25 protein-coding genes, 1 tRNA gene and 1 pseudogene are annotated in these 26,844 nt (G+C 48.1%); 8 read left to right on the top strand and 19 right to left on the bottom strand.

Annotated elements, in window-relative coordinates; all coding sequences use genetic code 11:
* Positions 1–232: 232 nt before the first annotated feature.
* From ABDB91_RS01695 to panC, 16 genes are all read right to left on the bottom strand, one after another.
* Positions 233–526, bottom strand: a complete 294-nt coding sequence (locus tag ABDB91_RS01695) for a hypothetical protein (RefSeq protein WP_347489891.1) — start codon at positions 524–526, stop codon at positions 233–235.
* Positions 527–622: 96 nt separating this feature from the next.
* Entirely contained in the window at positions 623–1,180 is a 558-nt protein-coding gene (locus tag ABDB91_RS01690) for a GNAT family N-acetyltransferase (protein ID WP_347489890.1), read from the bottom strand.
* A 165-nt stretch (positions 1,181–1,345) separates the two neighbouring features.
* Positions 1,346–1,422 (bottom strand) — tRNA-Ile (locus ABDB91_RS01685).
* A gap of 95 nt (positions 1,423–1,517) precedes the next feature.
* Positions 1,518–3,029: a lysine--tRNA ligase gene (gene lysS, locus ABDB91_RS01680; protein WP_347489889.1), complete on the bottom strand. Its 1,512-nt coding sequence runs from the start codon at positions 3,027–3,029 to the stop codon at positions 1,518–1,520.
* Between the two features lie 29 nt (positions 3,030–3,058).
* A complete protein-coding gene (gene greA / locus ABDB91_RS01675; protein WP_347489888.1) occupies positions 3,059–3,535 on the bottom strand; it encodes a transcription elongation factor GreA in 477 nt (158 codons plus the stop codon).
* Positions 3,536–3,774: 239 nt separating this feature from the next.
* A complete protein-coding gene (locus tag ABDB91_RS01670; RefSeq protein ID WP_347489887.1) occupies positions 3,775–4,875 on the bottom strand; it encodes an NAD(P)H-binding protein in 1,101 nt (366 codons plus the stop codon).
* A gap of 14 nt (positions 4,876–4,889) precedes the next feature.
* Complete coding sequence (locus ABDB91_RS01665) at positions 4,890–5,423, bottom strand: helix-turn-helix transcriptional regulator (RefSeq protein WP_347489886.1); 534 nt, start codon at positions 5,421–5,423, stop codon at positions 4,890–4,892.
* 324 nt (positions 5,424–5,747) lie between these two features.
* Positions 5,748–6,767, bottom strand: coding sequence for a tRNA dihydrouridine synthase DusB (gene dusB, locus ABDB91_RS01660; protein WP_347491501.1), 1,020 nt, complete (start codon positions 6,765–6,767; stop codon positions 5,748–5,750).
* A 126-nt stretch (positions 6,768–6,893) separates the two neighbouring features.
* Positions 6,894–7,667, bottom strand: coding sequence for a type III pantothenate kinase (locus ABDB91_RS01655; RefSeq protein WP_347489885.1), 774 nt, complete (start codon positions 7,665–7,667; stop codon positions 6,894–6,896).
* 277 nt (positions 7,668–7,944) lie between these two features.
* Positions 7,945–8,520 (bottom strand): biotin transporter BioY, encoded by a 576-nt coding sequence (locus tag ABDB91_RS01650; RefSeq protein ID WP_347489884.1) that lies wholly within the window; start codon positions 8,518–8,520, stop codon positions 7,945–7,947.
* A gap of 336 nt (positions 8,521–8,856) precedes the next feature.
* Positions 8,857–9,828, bottom strand: coding sequence for a biotin--[acetyl-CoA-carboxylase] ligase (locus tag ABDB91_RS01645; RefSeq protein WP_347489883.1), 972 nt, complete (start codon positions 9,826–9,828; stop codon positions 8,857–8,859).
* Positions 9,829–10,081: 253 nt separating this feature from the next.
* Positions 10,082–10,945 carry a carboxylating nicotinate-nucleotide diphosphorylase gene (nadC, locus tag ABDB91_RS01640; RefSeq protein WP_347489882.1) on the bottom strand — a complete coding sequence of 288 codons (864 nt, stop codon included), beginning with the start codon at positions 10,943–10,945 and terminating at the stop codon, positions 10,082–10,084.
* A 125-nt stretch (positions 10,946–11,070) separates the two neighbouring features.
* A complete protein-coding gene (gene nadB, locus ABDB91_RS01635) occupies positions 11,071–12,654 on the bottom strand; it encodes an L-aspartate oxidase (protein ID WP_347489881.1) in 1,584 nt (527 codons plus the stop codon).
* Between the two features lie 15 nt (positions 12,655–12,669).
* The gene (gene nadA / locus ABDB91_RS01630; RefSeq protein ID WP_347489880.1) at positions 12,670–13,593 is read right to left on the bottom strand and encodes a quinolinate synthase NadA; all 924 of its coding nucleotides are present in this window, start codon (positions 13,591–13,593) and stop codon (positions 12,670–12,672) included.
* Between the two features lie 107 nt (positions 13,594–13,700).
* Positions 13,701–14,081 carry an aspartate 1-decarboxylase gene (panD, locus tag ABDB91_RS01625; protein WP_347489879.1) on the bottom strand — a complete coding sequence of 127 codons (381 nt, stop codon included), beginning with the start codon at positions 14,079–14,081 and terminating at the stop codon, positions 13,701–13,703.
* A gap of 4 nt (positions 14,082–14,085) precedes the next feature.
* Positions 14,086–14,931 carry a pantoate--beta-alanine ligase gene (gene panC, locus ABDB91_RS01620; protein ID WP_347489878.1) on the bottom strand — a complete coding sequence of 282 codons (846 nt, stop codon included), beginning with the start codon at positions 14,929–14,931 and terminating at the stop codon, positions 14,086–14,088.
* A 422-nt stretch (positions 14,932–15,353) separates the two neighbouring features.
* Here panC and ABDB91_RS01615 point away from each other — a divergent pair, with 422 nt between their 5' ends.
* Complete coding sequence (locus ABDB91_RS01615; RefSeq protein ID WP_347489877.1) at positions 15,354–16,595, top strand: amidohydrolase family protein; 1,242 nt, start codon at positions 15,354–15,356, stop codon at positions 16,593–16,595.
* 11 nt (positions 16,596–16,606) lie between these two features.
* Here ABDB91_RS01615 and ABDB91_RS01610 read toward each other — a convergent pair whose 3' ends face one another.
* A complete protein-coding gene (locus ABDB91_RS01610; RefSeq protein ID WP_347489876.1) occupies positions 16,607–16,777 on the bottom strand; it encodes a DUF1540 domain-containing protein in 171 nt (56 codons plus the stop codon).
* Positions 16,778–17,293: 516 nt separating this feature from the next.
* Between ABDB91_RS01610 and ABDB91_RS01605 the strand changes: the two genes are divergently transcribed.
* Positions 17,294–18,835 carry an aldehyde dehydrogenase family protein gene (locus ABDB91_RS01605; RefSeq protein ID WP_347489875.1) on the top strand — a complete coding sequence of 514 codons (1,542 nt, stop codon included), beginning with the start codon at positions 17,294–17,296 and terminating at the stop codon, positions 18,833–18,835.
* Positions 18,836–18,971: 136 nt separating this feature from the next.
* On the opposite strand, the gene ABDB91_RS01600 is transcribed toward ABDB91_RS01605, so the two are convergent.
* Entirely contained in the window at positions 18,972–19,898 is a 927-nt protein-coding gene (locus ABDB91_RS01600) for a helix-turn-helix transcriptional regulator (protein WP_347489874.1), read from the bottom strand.
* Positions 19,899–20,876: 978 nt separating this feature from the next.
* On the opposite strand from ABDB91_RS01600, the gene modA reads away from it, so the two are divergent.
* The 6 genes and pseudogenes from modA to ABDB91_RS01570 all read left to right on the top strand — a co-directional run.
* Entirely contained in the window at positions 20,877–21,698 is an 822-nt protein-coding gene (gene modA / locus ABDB91_RS01595; protein ID WP_347489873.1) for a molybdate ABC transporter substrate-binding protein, read from the top strand.
* A gap of 53 nt (positions 21,699–21,751) precedes the next feature.
* A complete protein-coding gene (locus ABDB91_RS01590; protein ID WP_347491500.1) occupies positions 21,752–22,489 on the top strand; it encodes an ABC transporter permease in 738 nt (245 codons plus the stop codon).
* Positions 22,486–23,502: an ATP-binding cassette domain-containing protein gene (locus ABDB91_RS01585; RefSeq protein WP_347489872.1), complete on the top strand. Its 1,017-nt coding sequence runs from the start codon at positions 22,486–22,488 to the stop codon at positions 23,500–23,502. The genes ABDB91_RS01590 and ABDB91_RS01585 overlap by 4 nt, the downstream gene beginning before the upstream one ends.
* A gap of 94 nt (positions 23,503–23,596) precedes the next feature.
* The gene (locus tag ABDB91_RS01580) at positions 23,597–24,334 is read left to right on the top strand and encodes a DUF364 domain-containing protein (RefSeq protein ID WP_347489871.1); all 738 of its coding nucleotides are present in this window, start codon (positions 23,597–23,599) and stop codon (positions 24,332–24,334) included.
* Positions 24,335–24,688: 354 nt separating this feature from the next.
* Entirely contained in the window at positions 24,689–25,012 is a 324-nt protein-coding gene (locus tag ABDB91_RS01575) for a hypothetical protein (RefSeq protein WP_347489870.1), read from the top strand.
* Positions 24,943–25,509, top strand: a pseudogene (locus ABDB91_RS01570) (DNA polymerase ligase N-terminal domain-containing protein); the annotation flags it as partial. The gene ABDB91_RS01575 and the pseudogene ABDB91_RS01570, both read left to right, overlap by 70 nt.
* Positions 25,510–25,670: 161 nt before the next feature.
* Here ABDB91_RS01570 and ABDB91_RS01565 read toward each other — a convergent pair.
* The gene (locus tag ABDB91_RS01565) at positions 25,671–26,843 is read right to left on the bottom strand and encodes a DUF6765 family protein (protein WP_347489869.1); all 1,173 of its coding nucleotides are present in this window, start codon (positions 26,841–26,843) and stop codon (positions 25,671–25,673) included.
* Position 26,844: the final 1 nt, after the last annotated feature.

The following is a 26,844-nucleotide window of genomic DNA, read 5'->3' as shown; positions in this document are numbered from 1 at the left end:
CCGCCCTACGGTATTAGATGTTATCACATTTATAGCAACTTAGCAAGCATTATAAATTTTACTGAGCCTTTTATTCGTAAAATTCGCCCTGAAAACCGCTTGGCATCACCCACAAAGAGCAGGTACCGACACTTTCCAACAGGGCATGGCAGGGAACCACTTGTTCTTAACCTGCCCCAAAAGAGGATGCTTATTTGCCGACACAGCTCATATTTTTTGGCAATAATGGAGCTTACCACATGCTGATGCGCACGGTTTCCAGAGTTGCAATCAAGGACTTGCTCCTTACAATGGATAATTTGCCAATCATAATAATATCCCGCCAGGTCACCTGACCTGTAAAAAAACTCATTTTTCTGCCAATCCGGAGCAGGCAGGATAAAGGGCTTTTCCACAAAAACAAGATGGGCATTGAGGCCGCCAATACAGGTGTGCTTAAGGAATCAACCAATGGTTGTTTCCCAATAACCGCGAAGGGGCGCCCTCTTTCCCCTGTGGCAATGGTATAGTATAACCGAACAGGCATCCTTCATCAAACTCCCTTCTTTTCGCACAAGAACCCCTCCCAACAGAAGATGTGGAGGGGTTCTTATGTATGTCTTTTGTATACGCGTTTAGGTATTCACTCAGCGACAGTCTTCTCCGGGAGCCTTGCCTGTACCAAACTGTTACAAGCATAAAGCAGATGAGGTATATCTTCACCTTTGTATCGTCTTATAAAGTCCTTCTTTATGGACATACCAAGTTTTTCCGCTACTTTTCTTGAAGATTCATTTTCGGGTCGGATTTGGGCTGTTATTTCATTTATATGCAAAGTATTGAAAGCATAATCAACACAAGCTGCGGCACCCTCAAACGCATATCCTTTTTTCCAATATGCCTTATCGTAGATATAGCCAACACCAACATGATCTTCGTTATCAACTTTCTCTGCTATAAGCCCGGTAACACCTATAAGTTTATCAGATATTTTTTCTATAACAGCCCAATAACTGTAACCATCCCGGCTGTACCTCATAATATTCTCATTAATCCACTCGGTTACTTCTATGTCGGAAAAGGCATGTCCCCACGCATACATTACGTCAATATCTTGTAAAATCGTGCAAATATCGTTGTAATCATCAACTTGTATTTTTCTCAAATACAGGCGGGATGTTTCTAATACCAAAACAGTCACCACTCTTTCGCAATATCAATCACAAGTATCATAGCAATTATATAGGAATGAATAAGAGACAAGCATAATCACTTACCTCTCTCTATTTCATTCTAAATATAAAACAAGTCCGAACCCTTCGCCGGCAGATTTTACCTGTCGTGAGTGGTTCGGATTATATGCGTTTGGTGGGCCTGGGTGGACTCGAACCACCGGCCTCACGCTTATCAGGCGTGCGCTCTAACCGGCTGAGCTACAAGCCCCCAATGGTTATCTTAGCTGCATTTCACTGCCGCCTCGGCTTTAAATATTATCATAGCGCACAAAAGGTGTCAATAAACAAATTATGCCGCCGGCGTTAACTCTCCCGCGGTTTCATCAACGGAAACAAGATAACGTCCCTTATGGATGCCGCGTCCGTCAAAAGCATCACCAACCGGTCAATACCGATGCCCAGCCCACCCGCGGGGGGCATACCGTATTCCAGCGCGTTAACATAGTCTTCATCCATCATGTGTGCTTCGTCGTCACCGGCCCGCCTTTTTTCCAGCTGGTTTAGAAATCTTTCCTTTTGATCCAGAGGGTCGTTTAACTCAGAAAAAGCATTCCCCATTTCCCGCCCATAAATAAATAACTCAAACCGGTAGGTAAGATCGGGCCTGTCTTCCTTTTTCTTGGCCAGAGGTGATATATCAAGCGGGTAATCATATATAAAAGTGGGTTGAATTAAATTGGGCTCCACCATTTCTTCAAATACCTTGTTTAAAATAGCACCCCAGGACTCACCACGCTCCACCTCGACAGGCAATTTCCGCACAGCGTCATAAGCTTCTTCATCATTGCCAAGCGTCTCAAAGTCCACCCCGCTGTATTTTTTAACCGCTTCCAGCATGGGCACGCGAGCCCAGGGCTTGGCCAGGCTGATATCAGCATCGCCATAACGCACCACATTGGTGCTCAGTACCTGCTCCGCTACAGTACAGATAATATCTTCAGCCAAATCCATCATATCATTATAGTCGGCGTACGCCTGATATAACTCCAGCATGGTGAACTCGGGATTATGTTTGGTACTGATGCCCTCGTTGCGAAAGTTGCGGTTAATCTCATACACCCGGTCAAATCCACCTACCAACAGACGCTTCAAATAGAGCTCCGGGGCAATGCGCAGGAACAAGTCCATATCCAGCGTATTATGATGCGTAATAAAAGGACGGGCCGCGGCTCCACCCGCAATGGAATGCATCATGGGCGTTTCCACTTCCAGAAAACCCCGCTGATCCAAATATCCGCGGATGGCCTGTATAATCCGGCTGCGTTTAACAAAGGATTCCTTAACACCAGGGTTGACAATTAAATCCACATAACGCTGCCGGTAACGCAGCTCCACATCACGCAAGCCATGCCATTTTTCGGGCAAAGGCCGCAAAGACTTGCTTAACAAGCGCAGGTTTTCCACCGCCAGGGTGATTTCACCCATGCGGGTTTTAAATATCTTGCCGACCACACCAACAATATCGCCTATATCCAGTTTGGAAAATAAATCATACGTCTGCTCGCCCACATCATTCAGCCGGGCATAAATTTGTATCTGGCCTGTACTGTCTTGTATGTTGGCAAAACCAGCCTTACCGTGTCCCCTTTTAGCCATAATCCGGCCTGCCAGGGAAACCTGCTGGTTTTCAAAATTATCAAAGTCATTCAATATTTCACTGGCTGTGTGACTGCATTCGTATTTACCGCCATATGGGTCCAATCCCTGCTGCTTAAACTCATCCAGCTTAGCCAGCCGCACCCGAATCAATTCGTTAATATCCTCAGTTTGAGACCGAGGCACATGGACATCTTGTTTTGATTGATCACTGGACATTGTACTTGCTTACCTCCGATGCACTCGAACTACTTGATAATATCTACTATTTGATATTTTAAGGCACCTGCCGGCACGATAACTTCCACGGTTTCACCCTTTGATTTTCCCAATATGGATCTGCCCACCGGGGATTCGTTGGATATCTTACTCTCTCCGGGGTCTGCTTCCGCGGAACCGACAATGGTGCATTTAAATTCTTCGTCAAACTCAACATCACGCAAAAGCACCGTGGAGCCAATGGATACCACCTCGGTGCCCAGATTTTCATCATCAATAATTTTAGCGTTACGCAACATCTTTTCCAGCGTGAGAATACGTCCTTCTATGAAGGCCTGCTCGTTTTTGGCATCTTCGTATTCGGAGTTTTCGCTAATATCACCGAATTCTATAGCCTGCTTGATCCGCAGAGCCACTTCCCGGCGTTTTACAGATTTTAATTGTTCCAGTTCCACTTCTAATTTCTTGAGACCTTCTATAGTAAGTATAACTTCCTTATCGCTCATTTAATTCCTTCTCCTTAATCTTAAGTTTTACAAAACAATATATGTTGTTCCCCTTTAATTATTCAAAAAAACAAGGATAAATAAGCAATGTTTTACAAATCCCCCCAGTTATTATTAAAGCACTGCAAAAAAAAAATTGCAGTGCCCCGATGTTCCGACGTTTCATCCTTAACATTATATGTAGACAGCTATTTTTTGTCAAGGTTTGTTAAAGGCATGTTAACACTATACTATATTTATTATCTGGCTTTAGACAGGGCTTGTTTGGCCCGGGCCCGGGCCCGGGCCCTTTCCCTGATCCCGGCTATCTCCTCCGGACTGACCGCCCTCTCAAAGCTGCGAAAACCAGCCAGCCGAAAACCATGCTTACGGGCCAAAGCAGATATTTGCTCCACTTGCTTAAGGCTTAAATCCCGGCCCAGGGTAAAATTCTCGTAGCGACCCTCCATGGCCAGCATCATGGTCTCCGCCATGCAAGCATAGGACGTGCCCGGGGGAAAACCAAAATTAAAGTTAAAATTAACCTTACCCGGCACATTAACCACACCACCCTCAATAACCAGCACATCCCGTCGTTTTTCAGCCACTTGCCTGGATACATTGCGGGGACGGCTGACATCACAAACCACGGCGCCGGGCATTAAATCCTCGGGACCAATAATGGTATCCACCGCGCTGGTCACAGCAATTACTATGTGGGCGTCTTTCAAAGCCTGTTTAATATCTGAAGTAATCCTGGCCGCTACACCGGTCTCATACATAATTTTATCGGCCAATTCCTCCAGCCGATTTTTCCGCCGTGCCACCAGCGTCACGGATCGCACATCCCTGGCCAGCATACGAGCGCAAACCTGCCCGATGGAACCCGTCGCCCCCACCACCACGGCATGGCATTTTTTCAGGTCGTGTCCCATCAAGCGGGCCGCCTCCCTGGCGCCATCCACAGCTGTAGCTACAGTGTAGCTGTTGCCCGTGGTAACAGCAATATCTAAATTTTTAGCCACAGTAATACCGGCATCACCAACCACGGAAGTAAAAGCACCCAATCCTAATATTTTAGCGCCCATCTTCTGGGCCAGCTTACCGGTTTTAATAATTTTGCGCATAACATATTTTTCGGGCAGTTCAACCATCAGACGAGCCGTAATGGGACAGGCTACAAACCAACCTTCCGTACAACCGTGTTCCGAATAAACGCCGGTAATTTTTGACACCTTGATCGGCGGTGCATATTTAAACAACCCCTCCAGCAAACGGGGCGGCAGTTTACCCAACAACCCGAATTTACGGGCAAAATCACTAATATCCAAAGGATGAATCATGAACGCAAAATTATTCATAGAACTTTTCTCCTTCAATGACTTGCTTTAATAGCCCTGATTACCGCCACCAATTCCGCAGGGTCTACATACTTGTCTTCTTTGATAGGTGACGAACCTATTTCCAGTCCAATCACCTCTTTATCCAGCACGGCCCGAATAATTCTTATTCTTTTCTCAGATCCGATAACTACCACCTGATCATAAGAGTGAGCCCGGGCGATCAGCTCCATAATAGCGTCGAAAAGCTCTACACCACTTTTCTGTCTGACAAAATCCCAGCGTTCGGATTCAGTCATCAGCAGTACATAATCTACCCCCTCGGCCTGCATCAAAGCGTCTATCTCATCACGGTTGGCAATGGGAAAACCAATCACGGCCACACTTTTGCCTTTACGAACTTCACCCATGTTTTCCAATCGTGAAACCAGAGTGCGGTCAATACCCAACCGGGCGGCTACATCTGTCTGGGAAAGCCCTAAAGACCGAAGTTGCAATATTTCTGCTATAAAACTGTCTATTTTATGCCTGCTGACTACTTTATCGCCAATGCGTATTAAGTCCATCATATCCTCCCCAACGCTAGCAAGCCTATCACTACAGCAAAAAATATAGTTTAGCAAACTTTATGACGGTTTGCCGCTATCTGTGCACAATGTTGTGTACAGATATATTTTAACAGTACGCACCGGATAAGTCAAAGAAGTTTCTGATAGCACAGCACATAATTTCCTTAACAAAAAAAAACCGGCTGAAAACCGGTTAACTGATTCGCCGGCACATCCCACAACATCTTCCCATCCCCGAGAAGGCATTTATAGGTACGGCCATTCTGTTTTGTATATTCTGGATGACACATCGCTATGGCTTTCGCAAACAGATTAACTATACTGTTATTCTTCTTTTATGTCTCGTTTGCCGGTATGGGCGTCTATCAATAATTCCCAAATCTGCTCAGTATAAAACTTATAACTGCGGCCCTGATTAATCCGCGCCCGAAGACCGGCTGATCCGCGCAGCCCCTTAGTGTACCAGGCCAGGTGTTTGCGCATCTCCCTGTTGGCTACATCCTCCCCCTTTATCTTTACCAACAATTTATAATGCCGTATAGCAGTTTCCCGCCGGGTTAGGAGCGTAGGCCCGGGCAGCAGCTCACCGGCAGCCAGGTAATGAGCAGTGCGGCTGAAAATCCAGGGGTTGCCCGCAGCCGCCCGTCCAATCATCACGGCATGGCAGCCTGTTTGCTGCAGCATACGCCGGGCATCTTCAGGAGTACGCACATCTCCATTACCGATTACCGGCACAGTTACGGCTTCGCGCACTTGACGAATAATCCGCCAGTCGGCCTCCCCGCTGTAATACTGTTCACGGGTGCGCCCGTGCACCGCTACCGCCGCCGCCCCCGCCCGCGCCACCAGGCGGGCCAATTCCACCGCATTAACCGATGTCTCATCCCAACCTTTGCGCATCTTCACCGTTACCGGACAATTCACCCGGTTTACTACCGCCTCCACGATACGCGCCGCCAGGTCCGGATTGCGCATCAGCGCAGCGCCTTCACCGTTTTTCACTATTTTGGGAGTGGGGCAGCCCATGTTAATATCAATAATATCAGCCCCCCGACCGGCCGCAATCTCAGCGGCACGCGCCATATACCCGACTTGGCTGCCGAATATCTGCACGCTAACAGGTCCCTTTTCACCGCTTATATCCAATAAAATATTAGTCTTGGGATTGCCGTAAATAAGAGCCTGGTCACTGATCATTTCAGTGCAAACCAGGCCGCAATTATGTTCGGCAGCCAGTATTCTAAAGGCCCGGTCGGTCACACCCGCCATAGGAGCCGCCACTACCTGATTGGCCACGGGTACATGGCCTATGTTAAAGGTGCCTGATTGTCTGTCATCGGGCATTGGCAGTTTACCGCACAATTTTTTCATCCTTCTTTTCCCGGCTCATCACTCTGCCACAGCAGTTGCAGCCTTTTCAACTCCGAATATCATTATACTTTTAAGCACCGGACATGCTTGACCGAACTACTAATGCGCTCTACAGTTACGCTCATAAATTATACGCAAGCCATTTAAAGTCAGATATTTATCCACCCGGTCAATAGCAGATGTCTCTCCCGCGATCAACTCAGCCAAGCCGCCGGTGGCCACTACCAGAGGAACGCTATCAATTTCCTTTTTCATCCGGCGCACAATTTCATTAACTTGTCCCACAAAGCCGTAAACTATACCCGATTGCATACTGTTAACAGTGTTTTTACCTATTATTGAGGGGGGCTTGACCAGTTCCACCCGGGGTAGTTTTGCAGCCCGGGCAAACAGCGCCTCGGTGGATATGCCTATTCCCGGAGCAATAGCCCCGCCCCAATATTCCCCCTTTGCCGATATCACACAGAACGTAGTGGCGGTACCGAAATCCACAATAATCAAAGGACCGCCATACTGCTCATAACCCGCCACAGCATTGACAATACGGTCGGCCCCCACTTCCCGCGGGTTTTCATATTTAATGGGCATACCCGTTTTAGTCCCCGGCCCCACCATATGGGGAGTTAACCCGAAGTATTTCCGGCAGGTCCGCTCCAGGGTCGGGTTAATCGGCGGTACCACTGAGGATAATACCGTAGCCTTGATATCCTCCATAGTAACTGTGGACGCCCTAAATAAATCCCTCAATAATATACCGTACTCGTCGGAAGTACGGTGCCGGGCGGTAGACAGCCGCCAGTTTTCCACCAGCTCCCGCTCTTTAAAAACGCCCAGCACAATATTAGTGTTACCCACATCAAATACCAGTATCAACGGCAGTTCCCCTCTTTTCCTTATTTACACTCTTTTTGAACTATGCCAATTTTAACAAAACCGGTGCTTGCGTGCAATTAAATTCGCATTATAGCAATAATAACAGAAATTTTACTGTTTGATTTTGAAGCTAATATTTAAAGAACCCACACCGCAAGGCGTGGGTTCTTTAATATTAGCTAGTTTCTCAGCAGACATCCATATATTCCGCATGTAAATAATCTAATTTGAGTTACATCGGGTATTTCAGCCAATCACCATGTATCCGGTATTTATATCAATTCCGCTGTTCTTGCGGCATTGGAAGGCGCGCGCCCACCATGCGCACAAGCACCCCGGCGGCCAGTGCTTTAAGGAAGTCAAATCCGATAAAGGGCACAAAAAAGAGCATCATAATCTCCGACAGACCAAGAGATTTACCCAGATAATAATTCAGTATCACATAAAGATAAGGCAATCCAACAACCCAAATCATAGCCACCCCCGCCAGCATGGCCAGGGAAAGGCGCACCGGTCCCGCATCCCGCCGGCCACGTAAAATCAACCCGGTTATTAAAGCGGCAGAAATAAAGCCCAGTAAAAAACCAAAGGTAGGCGACAGTACATAAGCCGGTCCCCCAAAGGGCGGTTTTTCAAATACCGGCACCCCCAGCACACCCATCAAAGTATAAATAGCCATACTCATCGCTCCCAATCTGGCCCCCAACAACCCGCCGGCCAGCAACGCCACAAAGGGTATCAAACTGAAGGGGACAATCATGCCGCCAAGAAAACGAAACAGTAAAGCGGCCACCACGGCCAATGCGGCAAACAGAGCCACCAGCACCATATCTCTCGGTGTCAGTTTACTCAAAATATATACACTCCTTTCCTTTAGCAGATTCTCCTTAAAGAAATCCCTTATAGAATTCAATACGGTAATTTTCATATAGACATCCATGCCGCCAACGCGACACCGTCGGAAAGATAAAAATATAGCTTAATCTGTCATTGCTATGAATACGACCACAACGCTTGAAGCCCACGTTACTATGAATACGACCTGCGATGTTTAATCTGGCTTTTTCAGGCTAGATCACCTTTTAACTTTTACCAAACGTTAACCAGATGATTAAATATGGTTAACGTTTGGGGCATAAAAAAGAGGCATAAAAAATTCACCTTTTCTGCATAATCGCAACAGTAAAACTTATACTTTGCGCAGCGACACCTCCCCCGCTACCAAACGCTGTACCGCACCGTCCGATGTTTGTACCAGCAGCGCCCCGGTTTCATCCACGTCCAAGGCATGACCGACATAGCTGCCTTTCATTGTATGTACTGTTACCGGGCAATCCAAAGTAACACATAATTCCCGCCATTTATCCAGTACGGGAACAAAACCCTCACGCAGCCAGCGCCGATACCAGATGTCCAAGGATTGCAATACTGCTCGCAATAAAGGTACCCGGGGAATATGACGCCCGGCTTCAATTTTTAATGATGTGGCTGTTTCGGCCAGTTCAGGCGAAAAATGACTGCTATCAATATTTACATTTAAGCCAATGCCCGCCACCATAAAGTTGACCCTGTCCATTTCAGCATTTAATTCCACCAGTATACCGCATAGTTTTTTACCTTCTACCAGCAAGTCATTGGGCCACTTAATGCCCGCCGCAACCCCGGTGTGCTCGCGAACCGCCTGCGCCACCGCTACAGCTGCCACCAGGGTCGCCTGCGGTGTTTCCACCAGATCAACTATCGGGCGCAGTACCACCGAAAACCACAATCCCTTAGCCCGGGGTGAAAACCAAAAACGGCCCATTCGCCCCTTACCGCCGTTCTGACTTTCAGCCACCACCACTGTGCCTTCCGGGCAGCCCGCCCGGGCCAGCTTCTTGGCCTCCCCGTTGGTAGTGGACACATCGGTATAGTATTCAATGCGGCTGCCCATCACCTCGGTGCCAAGACCTGCGGCAACCTCGCCGGGATAGGGCACATCAGGCACACTGCGCAGGCGATACCCAAGATTGGCTCTGGCCTCTATGTCATATCCTTCCTCCCGCAAACCCCGGATATGTTTCCAGATCGCCGTGCGGGACACACCCAGCTCCCGGCACAGATATTCACCGGAAATCCAGTCACCGCTTTGTTTTAATATACGCACTATATTGCTCTTCATATGCCGACACTCCAATGCGCCCATCCCCATAGCACGATATATTTTTCTAGAACATGGGTTTATGCAGCGAATCAAATCTCAATTAATTGTAATTCCCGCCGAAATCGTTGTCAACTATGACATTCAAATAGGTTTACATTTGTTTACCTCTTTAAAGACTATCTTGTGATGATCTGTTTGCTGTGCGCTATTTTAGTTTGCTGCGTCGCGATAAGAGAGGTTCAGACTTTCAACACCCGGCACCAAAAGCTCCTTAAACTCTGCCACGCATTGGTTTTAGCTCGCCCACGTCCAGACTGATATCCAGCGCCACGGCGGAATGGGTTAATGCCCCCACCGAAATAATATCCACTCCGGTGGCTGCCACCGCATCAATGGTTTGCGCGCCGATCCCTCCCGATGCTTCCACCGGTACACGGCCGTTAATCAGACGTACCGCTTCGGCCATAGTACGTATATCCATATTATCCAGCATGATAATATCGGCTCCTGCTTCCAATGCCTCCAGCACCCCGTTCAGATCCTCGGTTTCCACTTCTATTTTAACGGTATGAGGCACCCGGGACCGGGCACTTTCCACAGCTTGCTTGATGCCACCGGCTACCCTGATATGATTATCCTTAATTAACACGGCATCAAACAATCCCAGGCGATGGTTATGCCCGCCGCCCACCCGGACAGCGTACTTTTCCAGCTGGCGCAGTCCCGGAGTAGTTTTTCGGGTATCCACGATGCGCACCGAATAACCTCGCACCGCTTCCACTAAATCCGCGGTGACAGTGGCTATCCCGGAAAGACGCTGCAAAAAATTAAGGGCCAGCCTTTCCCCGGTAAGCACGGTCCGGGCCCGCCCGTTCAGCTGCGCCAGCACATCACCGGGACTAATACGGGCTCCCTCGGCCACCCGAGGCATGAATTGCAAATCCGGGTCCAGGCGCCGAAACACCGCCCCGGCCACGGGCAAGCCGGCTGCCACACCGCGCTGCTTGGCTTTGATATAACCCACCACGGCAATATCACCCGGAACTATACTGTTCGTGGTCAGATCGCCCGAACCGATATCCTCATCCAGAGCGCGGCTAATGAGTTCATTTAATAAACGTTCGTTAATAAACATTAGAAACCCCTCCATCTCCGGGTGCGCACCCGATACCGCTGTTTTACGGCGGACATGCCCGGTCCCGAACATGCCCGCTTATACTACCAGGCTTGCATAAAGTTATTTTCAACTTAAAAACAATATCATTTGCGTAAAATTATATGTTTTAGCCAGCTGTTGCGAGGTACCCGATAATCCTGGCGAAAATGCCCCCCCCTGCTCTCGGTGCGCATCAGCGCCGATTCCGCCACCAAACGAGATACCAATAAACGGTTGCCGGTCTCAGCAGCCAGCGGGGTCCGAACCGCAGTGTTTTCCAAGCCGGAATATTCATCCATAAAACCCAGCGCCTTTTCCAAACCTTCCCGGTTCCGCAGCGGGCCGACATACATGCTCATCAAAGACTGCAGTTTCTCCTTAAGCGCCCGGCTATTTACATCATCTGTGGATTCGGGCAATTCCGAGGCAAAATCCGGCCAAGGACTCATCTGCTCCCGCCAGAGACCGGCGGTGCGCTCCACAATGCGACCGCCAAACACCAGACCGTCCAATAATGAATTACTGGCCAAACGATTAGCGCCGTGCACCCCCTGGCAGGCCACCTCACCGCAGGCGTAAAGCCTCTCTACATTGGTTTCCCCAAAATAATTGGTTTTTACGCCACCCATCATATAATGAGCGGCCGGGGCCACCGGCACCATGTCGTGGGTAATATCCAGTCCATAGCCCAGACAGGTGCGATTGATATTGGGAAAACGGTGCAGCACCAGATCGGGATCCAGATGGCTTAAGTCCAAAAATACGCCTGTTTCGGAACCTCGACGCATTTCCTGTAAAATAGCCCGCACCACAATATCACGTGGCGCCAGCTCCGCCAGTTCATGGTATCCCGGCATAAACCGTTCGCCTCGCCCGTTACGCAGGTAAGCACCCTCGCCCCGCACAGCCTCGGAAATTAGAAATCGCGGCGCACCGGGCAAGTTCAGTACGGTGGGATGAAACTGCAAAAACTCCATGTCCATTACTTCGGCACCGGCCCGATAGGCCATGGCAATACCGTCCCCGGTAGCCACCTCGGGATTGGTACTGTGATCATACAGCTGCCCCAAACCACCGGTAGCCAGAACTACGGCCCGGCTTTGATAAACTTGCAGCCGGCAAGTCTCACAATCGTAAGCCAGCACCCCGTGGCAAACATTATCCTTAACTAAAAGATCTATGGCAATGTGCCGCTCCAGCACCTGAATATTCTGCTCAGCCAAAGCCTGCTTATTCAGCACACGCTGAATTTCCGCCCCGGTGGCATCACCACAGGCATGCAGTATACGCCGGCAGCTATGGGCGCCCTCACGGGTCAGCGCCAAACGCCCGCCTTCCACATCAAAGCGGGCCCCCATATCCATCAACTGCAGAACCCGGCGCGGCCCTTCATTGACCAGAATACGCACCGCCCCCCGGTCACACAGCCCGGCACCAGCCAGCAGCGTGTCCCGGTAATGCAGTTCAGGCGAATCATCAGTATCCATGGCGGCGGCTATACCACCCTGCGCCTTGTCGGTATTGCTGTCCAAGATGCTTTGCTTGGTCAGCACGGTAACTCCGGCCCCCAGCCGGCCGGCTAAAAGGGCGGTGAAAAACCCGGCGATACCGCTGCCCAGGATAATGTAATCGGTCTTACATCCAGGCAGGTCCCGGGTGTTAAAATTCATAATATAATGGTTGGCCACTGGTAAACCCTCCGTTTACTGTACCGCCAGCATCCTTTCCAGGCACTTCAGAGCCCGGTCCCCGATCTCTGCGGAAACAGTCACCCGGGGCTCCAGCTTTTGTAAAGAATTAAGTACCTTTTCCAGCGTGGTGGACTTCATATCCCGGCAAACAAGATTATCCGAGGCGGGATAAAACCTTTTACCGGGGCACTGCTTGTTAAACTGGTGTAATATACCTTTTTCGGTAGCTATAATATATTCCCTGGCCCCGCTTTCCTTGGCAAATCGCAGCATACCCGTGGTGCTGGCCACATGGTCGGCCAATTCCGCCACCTCGGGACGACACTCGGGATGCACCAGCACTAAAGCCTGCGGATGCTCGGACTTGGCTTTCAGCACCTCATCCGCGGTCAGCCGATCGTGGACATAACAGCATCCTTCCCATATATGCATCGTCCGCCCGGACTGCTTGGCCACATAACGGCCTAAATTTTTATCCGGCACAAAAAGAACAGGCCGGTCGGCGGGCATTGATTCTACTACATGCACGGCATTGGCCGATGTGCAGACAATATCACATTCCGCCTTAACCTCCGCCGATGTATTAACATAACACACCACCAGCGCTTCAGGCATCCGGGCCTTTTGGGCCCGCAGCGCATCAACCGTAACCATATCCGCCATCGGACACCCGGCACTTACCTCGGGCAGCAGCACTGTTTTCTGCGGCGACAATATGGCCGCACTCTCAGCCATAAAGTGTACCCCACAAAATACAATTACGTCAGCATCGGTAGCGGCCGCCCGCCGAGACAGCTCCAGGGAATCGCCCACAAAGTCGGCAATTTCTTGAATTTCGGGCGGCTGGTATACGTGACTTAAAATAATCGCGTTGCGTTGCTGCTTAAGTCGCTTTATTCCGTCCGTTAATTGTTTGTTATCGGCAACGTTGGGCACATAATCACTCCTTCATTAACGCGAATTAGCCACCGAGAATTAATGTCCTCAATATTATACACATAAATTTTGTTATATCTCAACAAAATGTTTTTAATATTGACCCGTTAAGCCTCTGCACCGTGTTTTTCTTCCATTATACGGGTAACCTTATTGTGCTCATCCACCAATATCGCCCTGGGTTTGAAATTACGGGCTTCATCACGGTCCATAACAGCATAGGTTATAATGATCACGGTATCGCCCGGCTGCACCAGCCTGGCCGCCGCCCCGTTCAGGCAAATCACTCCGGAGTCCCGGGGACCGGGTATAACGTAAGTTTCCAAACGAGCCCCGTTATTGTTATTTACAACCTGCACTTTTTCATTGGGCAATATATCGGCTGCCTCCATCAGTGCTTCATCAATAGTAATGCTGCCTACATAATTTAAATTCGCCTCGGTAACCACGGCACGGTGAATTTTAGATTTAAAAATAGTTAAAAACATTTGTTCATACCTCCACAACCATATTGTCAATAAGCCTGGTTTTGCCAAAACGCACCGCCAGAGCGGCAATGCATTTGCCCGTTAATGTGTCTGGCGGCTCCAAACCGGGCACTGATAATATTTCCACGTAATCAATTTGAACACCGGGGGCGGACAAAATCATTTCCTTTATATCCCGGCGCAATTTGGCAACATCCCTTTCACCGCCGGCCACGGCCTCCCTAAATGCGCACAGACTCCGGTAAAGCACCGGCGCGGCCCGGCGCTGATCTTCGGTTAAATAAACATTGCGGGAACTCATGGCCAGCCCGTCCGCCTCGCGCATAATAGGCAAGGTAACAATCTCCGGCCCCATATTCAAATCCCGCACCATTTTTTCAATAATTATCGCCTGCTGAGCATCCTTTTGGCCGAAAAAAGCTTGGTCCGGCCTGACAATATTAAATAATTTGGCCACCACAGTGGTTACTCCCCGAAAATGGCCCGGCCGGGACAACCCGCAAAGCTTATCCGTTATACCGGCCACCTCGACAAAGGAGTTGTATCCCGCCGGGTACATTTCAGCATTGCCGGGGGCAAAGATAGCCCCCACCCCTACTGAGCGGGCCATGGCACAGTCCCGTTCGAAATCCCGGGGATATTCGCCCAGGTCTTCCTTAGGCCCGAACTGAAGCGGGTTAACATACAGAGAAACCACTACGACATCGCACATTTTTTTAGCTTCCCGCATCAGGCTCAAATGCCCAGCGTGGAAATAACCCATGGTGGGCACTAAACCGATGGTTTTTTCCACGGCCCTGGCGTTCTGCACAAACTCTCCGATCTCCCTTATCGTATGACAGACCTGCATATAAACAACTCCTTATGTCAATTGTACCTAAAAAACACAAAAGCCCCCGGACAAGTCCGAAGGGCATAATATCCCTGTTGTAACCCGTCTCGGTCCCAGCGGCTCCAAGCGGAGATGCAAAACTTAAAAAACCCGGCCAAACAATCTGCCGTATATGTCGTTTCGTTTAAGAAAACCCGAAGGTGTCGTAAACATCATACCGTTTGCACGACGCCATCAGAGGATAAAAATTCGGTACGGTTCCAAAACAGATACCGTCCCCATACTGCTCTTAATTTTAACACACCAATAGTGTTGTGGCAATATTGTAATAATTTTTGTCAAAGTTAAATTTTGCTTCGTTCCCTGCCGTGCCTAACTTTAATGAATAAGTTTAGATACTTGGAATTGCTAAAATAGCTAAGCAATGTTACATTAAAAATATGGAACTGATTAAAATTATTAGTACCAAAAACTATATCATAAAAGCAGGCGGCATAGCCGATTATATACTTGGCGCAAGCGGCAAGTCAGCAACTAATTGCCCGGCTGATCGTATTTATTTGGAAGACGGGCGGATAGCGGCAATAACTAAAGCAACAGATACACCGTACAAGTTTACCTGGCCCACCCGCCAAACCATTTCACTTGACCTGCACCATTTAACGCTTATGCCTCCCCTGGTAGATTGCCATGTACATCTGGCCCTGGACGGCCGGGATTTTTCAGCCGCCCGCGAGCGCTGGGACCAACCCGGGGAATTGGACAACGAGGTCGGCGCCCAACTATGCGATACCATCCGCCACGGCATACTGGCCGTGCGAGACGGCGGAGACCGGCCGGGCATAGCTTTGCGCTACCGGAATCGCATAACGGACGGTGAATTAACCGGACCGGTCATTCGGGCCTCGGGCTATGCACTGCGCAAACCGCAAAAATACGGCTCCTTTCTCGGCCGGGGCACCCCCGCTGAAATGCTGGACAACGCATTGGAACAGCTGACCCGGCAAAAGGTGGACCAGGTCAAGGTACTCGTATCAGGTGTGGTCAGTTTCAAAGAATACTCCCGGGTGGGGCCGCCGCAGTATACCGCGGAAGAGCTTGCGGCTATCGTGGCAGGTGCCCACGTCCGGGGACTGCGGGTAATGGCTCACGCCAGTTCGGACAAAGCGGTTGCCTTGGCCGTGCAGGCCGGAGCGGATACTATAGAGCACGGTTACTTCTTAAGCCGGGAAACCCTGAAGCTGATGGCTGGAAAAGGCATCGCCTGGATTCCCACCGTTATACCGGTGGCCGCCCAATTAACCGCCCGGCCGCCCCATTCCGGCGACAGGCATGCCAGCCAACATAGTGATAGTGTTATTGCCCGAACCGTAGACCGGCAGCTGAGTATGATTAATGAAGCCCACGCCCTGGGTGTTACCCTGGGCGTGGGCACCGATGCCGGCGCATCGGGTGTGCGTCATGGTTACAGCTACTGGCGGGAACTGGAACTTTACCGGCAGGCCGGGCTGGCACCTCGGGAAATAATACGCTGCGCCACAATAAACAGCGCTCGCATATTGAATCTTAACTGGGGCCGCATAGCTCCGGGCCGCTCCGCCGCCATGATAGCAGTATCCGGTGACCCTCTGGAGAATATCGACAGTTTACAAAATATCGCTTATGCATTTCAGCCCGAATAATTACTGCACTTCTATATATCCTCGGCTGCAGAAGTGCGCGGCTTGAACGTCTGGCAAGCGGTATCGTCGGTTACGCTGGTCATCAAGTCGGGGTCGGTAGGCTTGACCTGGATGCTGGAAGCTCTGCATTCAGTACCTTCTTGATACAAGCAGCCTTTTACTGAGCACTTAACTCTGGGCAAATTTACATACCTCCTTTTTTAAATATTAAAACTAGTTTCTCTACATTTGTTTTAAATATAAACGTTAAATCAAGGTACGTGTGGTCCGTTATGGATTACCAGAGTCTATGTTCACAGTCAAAGACCGAACTTCCGGGAGATGAAAAATTTCAATGGAATAAATTTATTTATTGAAGGAGTTTATTAAAACAATGTAGAAAATTTTATAGAACAGCTTTATACCTCCGAGGAGCCTATGTCCCAAGCCAGCATCTATGGATTAAAGGTCGTTGGGATGCGTTTGGAAACGAACGCGCCTCACAGTGAGGAGAAGGGTTTATCTAATAACAAGTAAAGTATTTAATTAATACTTGGTTGTTTTATTAGCTTTTACCCTTGATTTTCCCGAGTGTTTTTGATTTGCACTATTTTTTTTGCAGAACTATGGTATGAACTGGTCTAACCAATTTTCATCGGGCGGCATCTCATATTTTAATTCAACTACCATAGCAATATACTTAAACAGGAGGTCTTTTAATGAAAATCGATTTGGCTTTTCTAAACGAGTTGGGCATTAATGATAAGAATGCCGGTGTGTATTGCGGCCAATGGCTGCAAAGCCCCAATGCCCCGTTACTGGAATCTGTATCACCTATTAACGGTGAGACTATCGCATCAGTTTACCAGGCAACGCCGGAGGATTATGAACTGGTAATCCAAAAAGCTCAGCAAGCTTTTAAAATCTGGCGCAATATTCCGGCACCCCAAAGAGGAGAAACCGTAAGACTGATCGGCGCTGAATTACGCAAATACAAACACTTGCTGGGCAAACTGGTAACATTGGAAATGGGTAAATTACTGCCCGAAGGAGAAGGCGAAGTTCAGGAAATGATTGATATAGCTGATTTCGCCCTTGGATTATCAAGACAGCTGTATGGTCTGACCATAGCCAGTGAACGGGAAAACCACCGGCTTTACGAGCAGTGGCACCCGCTTGGCATTGTCGGAGTTATTACCGCATTTAATTTCCCAGTCGCGGTTTGGTCCTGGAACGCTCTTATAGCGGCTATTGCCGGTGATGTGGTAATCTGGAAACCGTCAAGCGTTACCCCGTTAACTGCTATAGCAGTTCAAAAAATAGCTAATAAAGTGCTTAAAGAACAAGGACTGCCCGAAGGCATTTTTAACTTGTTAATCGGACAGGGCTCCACAATAGGACAAAAATTATTAGACGATCCAAGGGTTCCTTTAATAAGCTTTACCGGCAGTATACCCATGGGCAGACAAGTTGCGGAGCAAGTAGCCAAACGCCTTGGCAAAACCATATTGGAGCTTGGCGGCAATAACGCTATTATCATCACTGAAAATGCCAATTTGGACATGGTCATCCGGGCTGTTTTATTTGGCGCGGTAGGAACCTCCGGGCAAAGATGCACCACCACCCGGCGTTTGATTATTCATGATTCCGTGTATGACACCTTTATAAAAAAATTAATTAGCGCTTATAAACAGGTTAAAATCGGCAACCCCCTGGAAAGCAACATTATCATGGGACCGCTGGTCAAAAAAGGTGCGGTAAATGATATGCTGGCCGCCTTGGAAAAACTTAAAACAGAAGGCGGAAAAATTTTATACGGCGGCGAAGTGCTGGAAGGAAAGGAATATAAAAGCGGTTGCTATGTAACACCCTGCATTGCCGAAGCGGAAAACAATTATGAAATTGTTCAGCATGAAACCTTTGCCCCCATATTATACGTAACGAAATATTCATCGCTGGATGAAGCAATTCAAATGCACAACGATGTACCGCAAGGGCTGTCATCAGCCATTTTTTCCTCCAACTTGCACGAAGTGGAGAAATTCCTGGGACCACAGGGATCCGACTGCGGTATAGCCAATGTCAACATCGGCACTTCCGGCGCGGAAATCGGCGGAGCCTTCGGCGGTGAGAAAGACACCGGCGGTGGACGCGAGTCCGGTTCCGATGCCTGGAAAGGCTACATGAGGAGACAAACCGTTACCATCAACTGGGGAGATAAATTACCACTGGCCCAAGGCATTAAGTTCGGTGATTTTTAGCGGTAGCGGCAACCCCACGGTTCACCGCTAATCTTTTTATACCGCTGCAGAGGGACACCCGACAAGCATTTGGGAAAGTTGCCAGCTTATATATGCTTAGAGCCACCATTTTGCAATGGTGGCTCTAAGCATATACTCACGTCTCAGCCATAATCATGCCTGTTTCAGTCAAATCATAGTCTCCAAGCCCCTTAAGCTCCGATTTAAACGAAGACGACCGAATGATATCCAGCACAGCCTGATACTCGGGCTTTTCCATATCTTCTTTTTTTATGACCAGATCATAACGCTCTTTTTGCATTGGAATAAAGCTAATCCCCCGCACCTGCAATGATGCTTTTTCATTACCGAGCCCTACATCGGCCGCGTCTCTGGCCACAGTGCTGGCAACACTTAAATGCGATAATTCTTCCGTTTCATAACCAACAATCTTTTTCCGGTCAATGCCTCGCAAGTTCAACTGCCCATCAAGCAAAACACGGGTGCCGCTGCCTTTTTCACGGTTAACAAAACGTACCCCGGTTTTCGTTAAATCACTCCAACCGCCGATATTATGCGGATTGCCTTCAGCCACATAAAAACCTTGCATTCGGCAAGTCAAGTGGATAATTACCGTGGGGATGCCGGGCAACATATAACGCACAAAGGGAATATTATATTGCCCCGAATGACCATCCCAAAGATGAATCGCCGTCATATGAACTTTACCATGATAAAGAGCCATCAAACCGGCAAAACTGCCCACATAATGTCTAAAAACACGCATTCCCCCGGGGGTTTGCTCCAAATGCCGGGTTAATATATCCAATAAAGCATCCTGGCCGCATACAACCATATAACCGCTCGTAACTTCCGGAGGTGAAAACTCACCGGGCAAACCGGATACGACTGTCTTTTTACCTTGTTTTTTATACGTCAGCACATCATTTAACTCAATCCGTATTTTCCGGCCCACCCTATATGCCGGGAGTTCTCCTCTTTTGACCAATTCGTAAACCGTATTTTTAGCGATTTTCAAAATCCCGGCTACTTCTTCAGGCGTCAAAGAAAGATCTTCCTTCAAATGCATCCCTGGTTTCCAAAATCTAAACAAAATTATTATTTAGATTTCTCCCGTCCGACTCAACGGGAGGCAGCATAACAGGATTCAACCGCTTAGAAACCTTTTCCTTTCTTAAATTATTTACATGACTCTTATTTATGCTTTAACCCATATGTCATTCTGCAAAACTCAGCTTACTTTCTTCCGGTATGATTTGCTATCGTTATTGCAGACAGCAATTATTCGTTATATTTACAATTGTTATCATCATACTTTAAAGCCGGCAGTACATCAAGAGTGTATAACAGGTTGGCTCGTTTTAGTCGCGTTGGCAATATTGACCTGCATTTTCTATTATTATACCGCCATCAACGGCAACAGTACACGCCCTAATAAAATCCCACCAATAATATATCAATTAGCCTCATGTTTATTTATAACATGTATTAACTATTGACATCAATTTTGCCTGGTATTATTATTAATTCTAAGTTGCGTTATGTTGTTTCTTATTATGTTGTATTCTTTGATTCAATATCACACCATCGATTTAAGTTAATTTAACACAATAAAAAATAATTAATTAACTACATGTTTCGCCGGTACCGCACATGAGGAGAATAAATTGGAAACTGCATTCACTTCGCTCCCGCTTATTATTGTGCGAATTCTTATACTATCATGTCTCTCCATAATTATAGACGGCCTGCCTGATAAAAGCATATCTTTGCCAATCAGGCAACCACCATACCCAAGCAGGCGAATATCGCGACATTGTTAACATGACTCTAATGTAGTACATGCCGGGAACCGCCTTATAAGGCACAAAATTAAAATCACATAGTGAACTCGTTCAGCCAAGGCTGAACATTAAGGCTTCAGATGGGGATTCTACCCCACCTGAAGTAAAATAGGAACTCCCACTTATAGAAATGGGAGTCTTGGAATTCGATAAAAATTTGTTTCTTATTAACAACACTATAAAAGGGGGAAATCAATTTGAATATTAAACCGATTAGACATCTTTTAGTGCTTTTACTGGTATTGATTATGTCGGCGCAGCTCGCCGGGTGCGGCGAGCAAGCGGAATCACCCGGAGAAGATCCCGCCGCCAAACAAACCAACAAGGATCAGGCGGAGCTGTTTGCTTATGTAGGCGCCAACCTCAAAGAGCCGGTGGTTGAATTGGTAACGAAATATGAGCAGGAAACCGGCAACAAAGTGGAAATGACCTTTAATAACACGGGAGTTTTAATCAACCAAATGGAAACAACCAAGCACGGAGACATTTATATGCCCGGAGGCATCAGCTATATGAAAAGTATCCAGGAAAAAGGATACATTGCCGACTACGTAAGCCCTATCGCTTACCATACACCGGTAATAGTTGTCCCCAAGGGGAATCCGGCGAATATTCATAGCATAAACGATCTGGCCGGGCCGGGAGTAAAATTAGTATTGCCGGATAAAGAAGCTACCGCCATCGGACGTACCGTTTATAAGGTATTCGCCAAGCTGGGTATTGAGGAAGAGATCGAGAAAAACACACTTACAGTAGTCGAAACGGTACCCAAGGTTTTATCCACCCTTACCATGGGTCAAGGTGACGCAGGCATCGCCGAATACAGCAACTACTATAAGAACCGCGATAAACTTGATTTGGTGGAAATAGACCCGGAAATCAATCCCCCTGAGGAAATACCTTGCGCCAGTCTGACATTCTCTGAGAATAATGAACTGGCCGCTGGTTTTCTTGACTTCATGCAGGAAAACGGCCCGGAGGTATTTGCTAAATATGGTTTTAAAACTGAACAACCATGACAGTCGCCCGTTTTAACCTGTATAACGTGATTTTCCGGCTGGTTTTAATATTGATGACCGCGTTCATGCTGCTTTTAATCGGCGGCCTTTTTGTCTACGGCAATTGGGGCGAAATCGCCGCCATACGACACAACCCGGAATTTCACTTTGCGATTATCTTCACTCTGTGGACAACCGTGCTGGCTACCCTACTGGCAGGGCTGACGGCTATTCCATGCGGCTACATTCTGGCCCGATATAACTTTCCCGGCAAAGTGCTGGTCGATACCTTGATGGATGTGCCTATTGTCTTGCCGCCCCTGGTAAGCGGAGTAGCACTCTTGATACTCTTCGGGCCTATTCTTGGTGATAGTCTCGCCAGAATCGGCCTTGACATAGTGTTTTCCCAACGGGGTGTGGTGCTGGCCCAGTGGTTTATCGCCACCCCTTTCGCCATTAAAACTTTTAAGCATGCTTTTTCCACCATTGATTTGCGGCTGGAAAAAATAGCCCGTACGCTAGGCTACCCGCCTGAAAAAGTTTTTTTAAAGGTTACCTTGCCGCTGGCTAAAAACGGGTTATTGGGGGGCCTTACCATGGCCTGGGCCAGAACGCTGGGTGAGTTCGGCGCAACAGCCATGCTGGCCGGTATAGTCAGAATGAAAACCGAGACACTGTCCGTAGCTGTGTTTTTGAATATGTCCATCGGCGACCTGCAATTTTCCCTGGTTATCGCGGTAATTATGCTGCTATTAGCTTTGGTGCTGCTAACCTTATTAAAGATAATTACCAAAACCGAGGTGCATATATGAGCAACTTGCTGACGGTGCGCGACCTATATGTCAAAGCAGGTAACTTCGCATTGCAAGACATTAACTTCAGCCTTAAACATAATGATTATATGGTTATCCTTGGTCCTACCGGATGCGGTAAAACCCTTTTGCTGGAGACCATAGCCGGTCATTACACCCCCGGCAAAGGCTCCATAACTATGCAGGACAAGGATATAACCAAGCTGCCGCCTGAAAAAAGGCGGCTGGGTTTTGCTTATCAAGATAACCCTTTGTATCCTTTTTTATCGGTCAGGGAAAATATTTTATTCGGTGCCCGGGCCCGGAAGTTGGAATCGGATCAGCAGACCCTCCGGTATATGGAACAACTTATTGAAACAATGGATTTAACCCACCTGCTGGAAAGACCGCCGCACTTTTTAAGCGGTGGTGAAAGACAGCGGGTTTCACTGGCCAGGGCCTTACTTACACGCCCGGCCCTGCTGCTGTTAGATGAACCATTATCGGCGTTGGATCCACAAACACGCCTGTCCATACAGAGTTTATTAAAAGATATTCACTGCAAGGAGAAAATCGGCATTATCCATGTGACCCATGATTTCACCGAAGCCATGCATCTGGGCACGCAAATTATACTCATAAAAAACGGCCAAATTGAACAAACGGATAACCCCCGGGATTTGTTTATGCGCCCCGCCACACCATTTGCGGCGCAATTTCTCGGCATGAAGAACACGGCCTTCCACAAAACTCATCAACAAACCGGACAGGCAAGGTTTAAATGTCATGAGGCGCAAATCATAAGGAGTTCACCTAATTGCTGGCCGGCATTAGTTGACAGTATATCTTTCAGCGGATCATACGTAGAAATTATATGCAGCGGCAACGGACACTGGAAAGTCATTATGCCTTTGGCGGAATGGCAGGATTTAAGCTTAAGCAAGGGTGATACTCTGCAACTGTCCATTAACCCGGAGAACATTAATATAATCCCCTCCGAGCCGCATACGGAACAACCCGGCGTCATCCTATAATTTTTACCGCCAGTTGTACTTTTTTTAGCATGCCAAATGATGTATATTAAGTATGCAACAGGTTTTATGGATATCTTAAAAGGGGTGACTTAATATGGAAATACCCACAATATTTAAGGATTTAGAGCCACATATCAACGACATTTTACGAGATCCTCAACTAAGCGACGCTACTGTCAAAATTACCTGCAGGGCACTAACCGTACAGGAGGCCATAGGTTCGCCGGAAAGAAACGATTTTCCCCTGCAAAAGGGTAAGGAAAAACTTATGCAGGCAAACATCGACGGCTTTGCGGGCCAAGCGTTTACAGATATGCCCGGTCTTTATGAAGGAACTCTGGAAAGCGCTCTGACCATGCCGGCCACCAATAATTTTCGCCGCGCGGTTATTATTGCCTCACTGAACGCCGCACTGAGAAAACTTGGCCGCGCCTCCAATACCATTCACTGTAAGGATGCCGGACCGAAGGAATGCAGCTTACAGGCCGTTCAATTTGTCAAGCAAACCTTTGGAGACCCTAAAATTGCAGTGATAGGACTGCAGCCCGCCATCGCAGAGCAATTGGCCGGCCACTTTGAAACCAGAGTTTTCGACCTTGATCCCGATAACATAGGCCACGTAAAATGCAATGTCCTTATTGAAGACGGTGATATTGACCCTCAGGAGATTGAGGCCTGGAGCGATATTATTTTTGCCACAGGGAGCACCATAGCCAACGGAACCATTGACCCGTTTATCAAAATGAAAAAGCCCGTGTTTTTTTATGGAACGACCATCGCCGGAGTCGCCGATCTGCTGGGTCTGAAGAGATTTTGCCCGACGTCTGCCTGAGTTATTGTGAATCATGTTTTGTAGCGCCATGACCCAGCCTTTGAAGGACGAAGGATTAGATAGACATTACTATAGATGGTTATTATAGGAAATAAGATGCCGCCAAGGAGATACCAGCAAAATACGGCATCTTTTTTGTATCTTTAAGGCACGTTGAGACGGTTGTATCGCTCTCCCCAAAAAAAGCAGGCACACATATCAACATAGATGTAGAGTTTGATGATGAAGCAGGACAGATTCCTATTGATAGCATGGCAAAAAAACTGAAAATTCAAATCTTAACAAAAAGCAATATAATGGAAATGTCTTGCTGAAACATGTATAATAAAGGAAAAGTGTGTAAGGGGAGTAAATGTGGACTCTGAAATTATAATGTATCAAACAGACGATGGTTCAACTAAAATAGAAACTACTTTTGACGGTGATACAGTTTGGCTATCTATTGACCAAATGGCAGAATTATTTCAGCGTGATAGAAGTGTAATTGGAAAACATATAAGAAATATTTTTAAAAAAGGCGAACTTGAAAGAAATTCACTGTGTGGGCAAAATTTGCCTACACTGCTTCTGATGGAAAGAATGAAAAGGGAAGGCACCGGTATGATCATATGGCTGAAAAACTCAGTGTGTACAACCGAAAAAGGAATTTTACCAGAACCTTGGAACCGGAGGGCATGACAGAAAATGCCGGAGAAGGTCTGAGGTTTGTCGTTCAGCACCATCTGGCCCGCAGAGATCACTACGATTTCCGTCTGGAATGGGACGAAGCCCTGTTGAGTTGGGCAGTGCCCAAGGGCCCTTCTTATGACACCCGGGACAAGAGGCTCGCCGTACGGGTGGAGGAGCATCCCCTGGAATATAGGAACTTTGAAGGAACTATTCCCAAAGGAGAATATGGCGGCGGAGTCGTCATGCTCTGGGATGAAGGGCATTGGGAGCCCTCCGGGGATGTGGCCGACGGACTTCGTGAGGGTATGCTGAAGTTTATGCTGAAAGGACAAAGGCTTAAAGGAAGGTGGGCTCTGATACGCTTGAAAGGGAAAGCGGGGGAGACCAAAGACAACTGGCTGTTGGTGAAAGAGAAAGATGCGTATGCCCAAACCGGCGACGGGATTTCCGCATTTACCACCAGCATCAGAACCGGACGCACCATGACGGAAATTGAATCAGGGGAAGCTTAGAAAGCCATGAAAGCAAACGCCAACAACATCAAAGCAAACATCAATCCGACATAAAAACAAAGAACAGCGCACAGACTGTAAAATTCAGTCTGTGCGCTGTTCTTTGATCTAATGACTATTTTGTTTTTCTTACGCCGTTTTCAGTTCTCTCCTTCTTATCTTGAATTTGCCGGCGCAGCCGCGCCGAATACCGCCCTCGCTTCCGCTCTCAGTTCCTCAACGTGTCCGGGCGCGTGTACTTCGCCAACCACCATACGGCGGATTTGGTCTGCGATTACGTTGTAGCGAAAATACGTGTCGCTCGTCGCCGTTCTCAACTGCGGCTCGATACCATGCGCTTCCGAAAATCTTCTGGCCTCCCCTTCAAGGGGGATCGCGGCCGCCAGCCCCTGTAAAAGAGTATCCTTTTCATAATGGAACTCATACTCTGGGAATATTCCGTGCCAGTGGCCACCCAACGCCGCCGTTTCTTTAAGCGCGGTGAGCAGCCCCAGCCTGAAGCGATCCCGAAAAGGCCCCCACTCGGCCTCAACTATGGGGGGCAAGCCGCGGCAGTTCCGAAGAAAGATCATAATCTGCTCCGCCGCGTCGATAAAGTCCGCCGTGTTGCTCCTTGTGTAGGGTACGGTTTCTTCGCCATCCCCCTCCGCCGCCTTTTGAAGCATCGAAAATCTGACATTGCTGTCGTCCGGCGCGTGGTTGACATTTGCGTGACCAATGGACGTGATCTTGTAATAATCATCGGGGGAATAGGAGGCGGTTATATCGACATCAGCGCCCGCGTCGTCATTTTCGATCACGCTGGTTAGCTTGCTGTGATTTACCCAGCTCCAAAATCCGGAAAAACGCTGATGCGAGTAAGTGTCCGCAAAAATATGAAGAAGCATCCCGATTTTCATCAGCACCGCGGGACGTGCCGCCGCGGGATGCGCCAGTTCCAATCTGGCTTCCTCCAGCATGTTGCTAATCAGAGACGGGACGTTTATATACGCCGGCGCGACACGATAGTTCTTGTAGTCCAGCAAAGTATTGAGCGGCGCTGACGGAATGAAGTGAAATGGCGCAACAATCCACTTCTGGTTACCTTCGCGGGCAAGTGTGGCCATACTGTTAAAGCCTGTTGTCGCCGGGTGAAACATATACCCAAAGCCTACATTTGTAGCGAGGCTCCGCGCCCATTCCGGTACGTTTCTAGTAAAAAACGGCACCCAGTCGGTGAAGTCGTCTACATATTGGGAAAAACTCGCTATGGCCTGAGCCTCGGCTTCATCAAAACCAGCCTTCCTGGCGACCGCCTTGACCGCGTAATAATGAAAATTGATATCCATG

Origin of the sequence: Desulfoscipio sp. XC116, assembly GCF_039851975.1 — a bacterium.
GTDB lineage: Bacteria > Bacillota > Desulfotomaculia > Desulfotomaculales > Desulfallaceae > Sporotomaculum.
This window is presented reverse-complemented; position numbering and strand designations above follow the sequence as displayed.

Excerpts from the sequence above, each read along its gene's own strand:
- ABDB91_RS01695 (WP_347489891.1), bottom strand. The coding sequence starts at position 526 with ATGCCTGTTCGGTTATACTATACCATTGCCACAGGGGAAAGAGGGCGC.
- greA (WP_347489888.1), bottom strand. The coding sequence starts at position 3,535 with ATGAGCGATAAGGAAGTTATACTTACTATAGAAGGTCTCAAGAAATTA.
- ABDB91_RS01670 (WP_347489887.1), bottom strand. The coding sequence starts at position 4,875 with ATGAATAATTTTGCGTTCATGATTCATCCTTTGGATATTAGTGATTTT.
- ABDB91_RS01645 (WP_347489883.1), bottom strand. The coding sequence starts at position 9,828 with ATGAAGAGCAATATAGTGCGTATATTAAAACAAAGCGGTGACTGGATT.
- dusB (WP_347491501.1), bottom strand. The coding sequence starts at position 6,767 with ATGCCCGATGACAGACAATCAGGCACCTTTAACATAGGCCATGTACCC.
- lysS (WP_347489889.1), bottom strand. The coding sequence starts at position 3,029 with ATGTCCAGTGATCAATCAAAACAAGATGTCCATGTGCCTCGGTCTCAA.
- ABDB91_RS01590 (WP_347491500.1), top strand. The coding sequence starts at position 21,752 with ATGACCGCGTTCATGCTGCTTTTAATCGGCGGCCTTTTTGTCTACGGC.
- ABDB91_RS01615 (WP_347489877.1), top strand. The coding sequence starts at position 15,354 with ATGGAACTGATTAAAATTATTAGTACCAAAAACTATATCATAAAAGCA.
- panC (WP_347489878.1), bottom strand. The coding sequence starts at position 14,931 with ATGCAGGTCTGTCATACGATAAGGGAGATCGGAGAGTTTGTGCAGAAC.
- ABDB91_RS01565 (WP_347489869.1), bottom strand. The coding sequence starts at position 26,843 with ATGGATATCAATTTTCATTATTACGCGGTCAAGGCGGTCGCCAGGAAG.
- nadC (WP_347489882.1), bottom strand. The coding sequence starts at position 10,945 with ATGTTTATTAACGAACGTTTATTAAATGAACTCATTAGCCGCGCTCTG.
- ABDB91_RS01665 (WP_347489886.1), bottom strand. The coding sequence starts at position 5,423 with ATGATGGACTTAATACGCATTGGCGATAAAGTAGTCAGCAGGCATAAA.
- ABDB91_RS01605 (WP_347489875.1), top strand. The coding sequence starts at position 17,294 with ATGAAAATCGATTTGGCTTTTCTAAACGAGTTGGGCATTAATGATAAG.
- panD (WP_347489879.1), bottom strand. The coding sequence starts at position 14,081 with ATGTTTTTAACTATTTTTAAATCTAAAATTCACCGTGCCGTGGTTACC.
- ABDB91_RS01585 (WP_347489872.1), top strand. The coding sequence starts at position 22,486 with ATGAGCAACTTGCTGACGGTGCGCGACCTATATGTCAAAGCAGGTAAC.
- ABDB91_RS01580 (WP_347489871.1), top strand. The coding sequence starts at position 23,597 with ATGGAAATACCCACAATATTTAAGGATTTAGAGCCACATATCAACGAC.